Consider the following 5,044-nt stretch of genomic DNA (forward strand, 5'->3'; position numbering starts at 1 on the left):
GTGCGGGCGATCGACGATGCCGGCCTCGAAGGCCTCGACGCGTCCCGGACGTTTGAAGTCCGTGCCCGCCCCCTCGCCCCGACCGTGCTGGCCGCGACCGACGGCCGGCTCGCCTGGCGGGCCGAGGGCGACGCAGCGCGTTATCGCGTCCAGCTTGCCACCGACGGCCGCTTCGCCACCCCGCTCATCGATCGCGGCGTGGACGGCCTCGAGCTGGCTCCGCAGCTGGCGCCGGGCCGTTACGACTGGCGGGTGGCCAGCGTCGCCGCCGACGGCCATCAGGGCCCGTGGGGCGAGCCTCACGCGTTCATCGTCCGGGCGGCGCCCGGCCCGGTCAGCGTGACCGCCTACAACCAGCGCCTGCGCTTTGCCTGGCCCGGTGGCGGCAACCAGCTCTACGACGTGCAGCTGGCGCGGGATGCCGGCTTTACCGACCTGATCGCCGACCAGCGCATTGGCGAGGCCGCGTTTACCGTGGCGGCGCCGGCTTCCGGCACCTACTACCTGCGGCTGCGCGGCACCTATCCGGATGGCACGACCAGCCCGTGGTCAGGCGTCCAGACGCTCCGGACCTTCTATCTGTTGCCCTGGTGGTCCCTCTCGTCGCCCGCCGTCTCCAACCCGTGAGAAACGTCGGCGGATCCCTGCGCCGCCCCAACGTCGAGTGGGTTGCGGTCACCCTTCTGTGCGTGACGCTGGCCGTGGCGTCGGCGGTGGAGGGCTGGCTGTGGCGCATCGACCAGACGATCTACGACGGCGTGCTCACCAGCTGGGTGTCGCCGCCGAGCGACGAGGTGGTGATCATCTCCATCGACGACGCCAGCCTGGCCAGCCTTGGCCGCTGGCCGTGGTCGCGCCGCGTGCACGCCGCGCTGATCGACCGGGCGCGGGAGGTCGGCGCCTCGGCGATGATGTTCGACGTGCTGCTGGATGCGCCGAGCCGCGACGACCCAGGGGCCGACGAGGCCCTCGCGCGGGCCATGCGCAGTTTTGGCCGGGTGGTTCTGCCCCTCAGCCAGGCCACGACCGGCTCGGTGCTGAGCGGCGAGGTGCTGCCGCTGCCGATGTTCGCCGAGGCCGCTGCCGCCCTCGGCCACGACCAGCTCGAGTTCGATCCTGACGGCATCGCCCGCAGCGTTTACCTGTGGGAAGGTTTCGGCACGGCGCGCCATCCCCAGCTGGCCCTGTCGCTGCTGCGGGTTGTCGATCCGGCCGTGCGCGGCCGGTATTCGCAACCGGCCCCCCGCGAGGGCGCCGACGCCCAGCAATGGCAACGCGCCGGCTGGCTGCGCATCCGCTTCTCCGGTTCGCCGGGCAGCTACATCCATTATTCCTACCGGGCTGTGCTGAGCGGCGAAGTGCCCGCCGCGGCCCTGCGCGGCAAGCTGCTGCTGGTGGGCGCCACCGCGGCCGGCATGGCCGAGGCGGTGCCGACCCCCACCTCCGGCCTGTCCCGCTCGATGCCGGGCATCGAGTTTCAGGCCAATGTGTTCGATGCCCTGCGCGGCAACGGCGTCATCACCCCGCTGCCGGCGTGGGTCGCCGGGCTGGTGGCCGGCCTGATGGTGGGCGGGCTGATGCTGGTGCTGCTTTACGCCGACGCCCGCATCGGCCTGATGACCTCCTTCGTCCTCGCCGCTGCCGCGCTGCTGCTGGCGGCCCTGGGCGTGACGGTGGGCGGCTGGTGGTTCGGGCCGGCATCGGCGGTGCTCGGCTGCATGCTGGCCTATCCGCTGTGGAGCTGGCGACGCCTCGAAGCGGCCCAGCGCTACCTGGACGCCGAACTCATCGCCCTCGAGCGCGAGGGCTCGCCCCTTGGCCTGCTGCCCGACGACTCCGGCACCGCCGCCGCCGATCCGCTGGAGCAGCGCATCCGCATCGTCCGCCAGGTGGCCCAGCACCAGCGGGACGTACGCCGCTTCATCGCCGACACCCTGGAGCACCTGCCCATCGGCGTGGTGGTGATCGACCAGCTCGACCGGGTGATCCTCCACAACGAGCGCGCCCGCTACCTGCTGCGCGCCTTCCGCAGCGACGCCCTGCTGGCCGCCCTGCGTGAGCTGCCGTGGCCGGTGTATGTGCCGATGCGCGACGGCCTGCCCGATCTGTCCGGCTTCTCGGGCATCCGCCAGTTCGAGCTGACCCCCGACAAGAAGCGCTACCTGCTGGTGTCGGTGGCCGATCTGGTGACCGAATCCAGCGGCCGGCCCGGCCGGGTGATCGGCCTCGCCGACGTCACCGCGATGCACGAAGCCCAGCGCAGCCGCGAGGACACCATGCACTTCCTGTCCCACGACCTGCGCGCGCCGCTGGCCTCCATCCTCACCCTGATCGACGGCCATCAGGGCGAGAAGACCGACTGGGGCGCCCAGATCCCGCGCATCGACCGCTACGCCCGTTCGGCGCTCGATCTGGCCGACGGCCTGTTCCGCCTGGTGCGCGCCGAGGGTTCCGATCCGAAGGACTTCGTCGAGCTGGATCTCGCCGGTCTGGTGGATTCGGCCGCCGACGAAGTGTGGCCCCAGGCCCACGCGCGGGGCATCCGCGTCGACGTCGATACCCGCGACGCCGAGACCGAGGAAGCCATCGTGCGCGGCGACTTCTCGCTGCTGCGCCGGGCGGTCATCAACCTGCTCACCAACGCCATCAAGTACGGCGCCGCCAACAGCACCGTGTCGGTGCGCCTGTCGGCCGAAGGCCCCGACTGGGTGATCCGGGTCAGCGACCAGGGCGAAGGCATGTCGGCGGACGCCCTGCCGCGGCTCTTCAAGCGCTTCTCGCGCATCGTCGAGGAAGGGCGCGACAAGCCCACCGGAGTCGGCCTCGGCCTGCTCATCGTGAAGACGGTGGCCGAACGCCATGGCGGCTCGGTGAACGTCGAGAGTGAGCTCGGCAAGGGCAGCACCTTCGAATTGCGCCTGCCTCTGCGCAACGCGACCGCACAGCTCGTTACGGGCTGAGCGGGGGCGTGGGGTAAGATCGGGGTCACGGGAGTCGTGATTTCTCCGGAAATGCGTTTCAAATACCTCAAGTACCTGGCCTTCGCCCTCGGTGGCGCCAGCACGGCCGTCGCCACCGGTGCGCTGTATCTCTACGCCACCTTTGACGGCGCCCGCCTGGCGACCGACCTGAGCCACTTCACCAAGCAACGCCATCAGCGCACCCTGCGCTTCGACGGTGCGGTGGAGCTCGCCATGTTCCCGCGGCTCGAGCTGCGCCTGCCGGCCATGTCGCTCTCCGGCCGCAACGGCGACGGCGAGTTCCTCGGCATCGAGCAGGGCACCATCGGCTTGCGCCTGCTGCCGCTGCTGGCCCAGCGCGTGGTGGTGGATCGGGTGGAGGTGGACGGGCTGCGGCTGGCCCTGCGCCGGGGCAAGGACGGCAAGCTGTCGGTGGCCGATCACCTCACTCCGCTGCCCGCCGAGGCGCCGCTGGAGTTCGACGTGGACAAGCTGGCGGTGACCGGCGGCGTGCTCAACTGGATCGACGAGGCCACCGGCCGCAACTTCGCGCTGTCGGACATCAACCTCGGCACAAGCCGGCTCGGGCGCAAGGCCGACGGCCGGCTCGAACTCTCGGCCCGGCTCACCCAGGCCACGCCCCTCACCGATGCGCGCATCGAGCTGCAGACCGGCTACCGGCTCGACGGCGACGCCGGCCATCAGGCCCGCAGCGCCCACCTGGCGGTTCGCGGTGCGCTGGCCGACCGGGCCGAGGTCGATGTGGATCTGGCGATTGCCGAACTTCAGATTCCAGCCGACGGCGCGCTCCAGGCGAGCGGCCTGAGCTTCGTGGGCAAGGACAGATCCGACGGGCGCGCGCTGGAGCTGCGCGTCACCGCTCCGCGGGTGGTGCTGGGCGCCGCCGGCCCCGAGGCCGCGACGGCCGACGCCGCCTTGCGGTTGGATGGCAAGGGCTACGGCGGACAGCTGCGCGCCCTCATCGCCCGCCTCGCCGCCAAGGGCAACCTGCTGGCGGTGGACAAGCTCAATGCCGACGTCGACTGGAAGACCCCGGCGGGCCGGCTCGCCGGCAGCCTGGGCGGCGGCGCCAGCTGGCAGGCCGACACGCGGGTGCTGGACATCCCGGCGCTGGCGGGCGAACTGGGCCTGACTGCCGCGAAGCCTGGCGCCACACCCCTCAAGATCGCTGCCCAGCTTGGCGGCAAGCTCGACTTCGGCCGCGACAATGGCGGTGGCAAGCTGGATCTGCGGTTTGGCGACAGCCATCTGACGGGCAGCTGGAACCTGCCGAAGCTCTCGGCCCCAGGCATCGGCTTCGATCTGGACGTGGACCGCTTCGACGCCGACCGCCATCTGGGCCCCATCGACGGCACTACCCGCATCGACGCCGCGGCCCTGTCGGGGCTGGATGCGGACGGGGTGCTGAAGGTCGCCAGCCTCAAACTTGGCGGCCTGCACGTAGAGCGCCTGCGCCTGCCCTTGGCGCTCCACGGGGGCAAGCTCGCGGCGACGGCCTACACCGGCAATCTCTACGGCGGCACCCTGGAAGGCACGGCCAGCCTGGCCGAGGGCAACAAGCTCCAGTGGCGCAGCTACGTGCAGAACGTCAATGTGGCACCGCTGCTCCGTGACGCGACCGGCCGGGAGCCGGCGAGCGGCTTGCTCAACCTGTTCATCGACGTGAGCGGTGCCGGCCAGACGCTGGCCGACGTGCGCCATGGCCTGGCCGGTCAAGCCCGCCTGCGCCTGCGCGGCGGTGTGCTGCGCGGCATCGACGTCACGGCCGCGCTGAAGGACTGGCGCGGGCCGATCCAGGCCCGTCAGCCCGCCAGACGCCCGTACCGGGACACCGAGAGCACGCCGGTGGGCGAGCTCACGGCAGGGTTCGAGGTGGCCGGCGGTCACGCCCGCAGCAGTGATCTGCAGGCCCGCAGCCCGACCCTGGCGATCACCGGGGGTGGCAGCATCGATCTGTCCGGCCCCCGCGTCGACGCCCTCGTGCGGCTGAACCTGCTGGCCGTGGCACCGGTGGACACGCCCGTGCTCGGCGGTCTGCGCGGCGTGCCGGTGCCCGTGCGGGC

At 71.7% G+C, this 5,044-nt stretch carries 2 protein-coding genes and 1 pseudogene; all 3 read left to right on the forward strand.

Annotated elements, in window-relative coordinates:
• Nucleotides 1-627, forward strand: a pseudogene (locus tag QQK25_RS17620) (hypothetical protein); the annotation flags it as partial.
• On the forward strand, nt 624-2,960 hold the full coding sequence (locus QQK25_RS17625; RefSeq protein WP_284189104.1) for a CHASE2 domain-containing protein: 2,337 nt from the start codon (nt 624-626) through the stop codon (nt 2,958-2,960). The pseudogene QQK25_RS17620 and the gene QQK25_RS17625, both read left to right, overlap by 4 nt.
• A gap of 51 nt (nt 2,961-3,011) precedes the next feature.
• Nucleotides 3,012-5,044, forward strand: a 2,033-nt coding sequence (locus QQK25_RS17630) for an AsmA family protein (RefSeq protein WP_284189105.1), incomplete at its 3' end; no start/stop codon positions are given.

Source organism: Zoogloea oryzae, from assembly GCF_030161255.1.
Taxonomy (GTDB): Bacteria; Pseudomonadota; Gammaproteobacteria; order Burkholderiales; family Rhodocyclaceae; genus Zoogloea; species Zoogloea oryzae.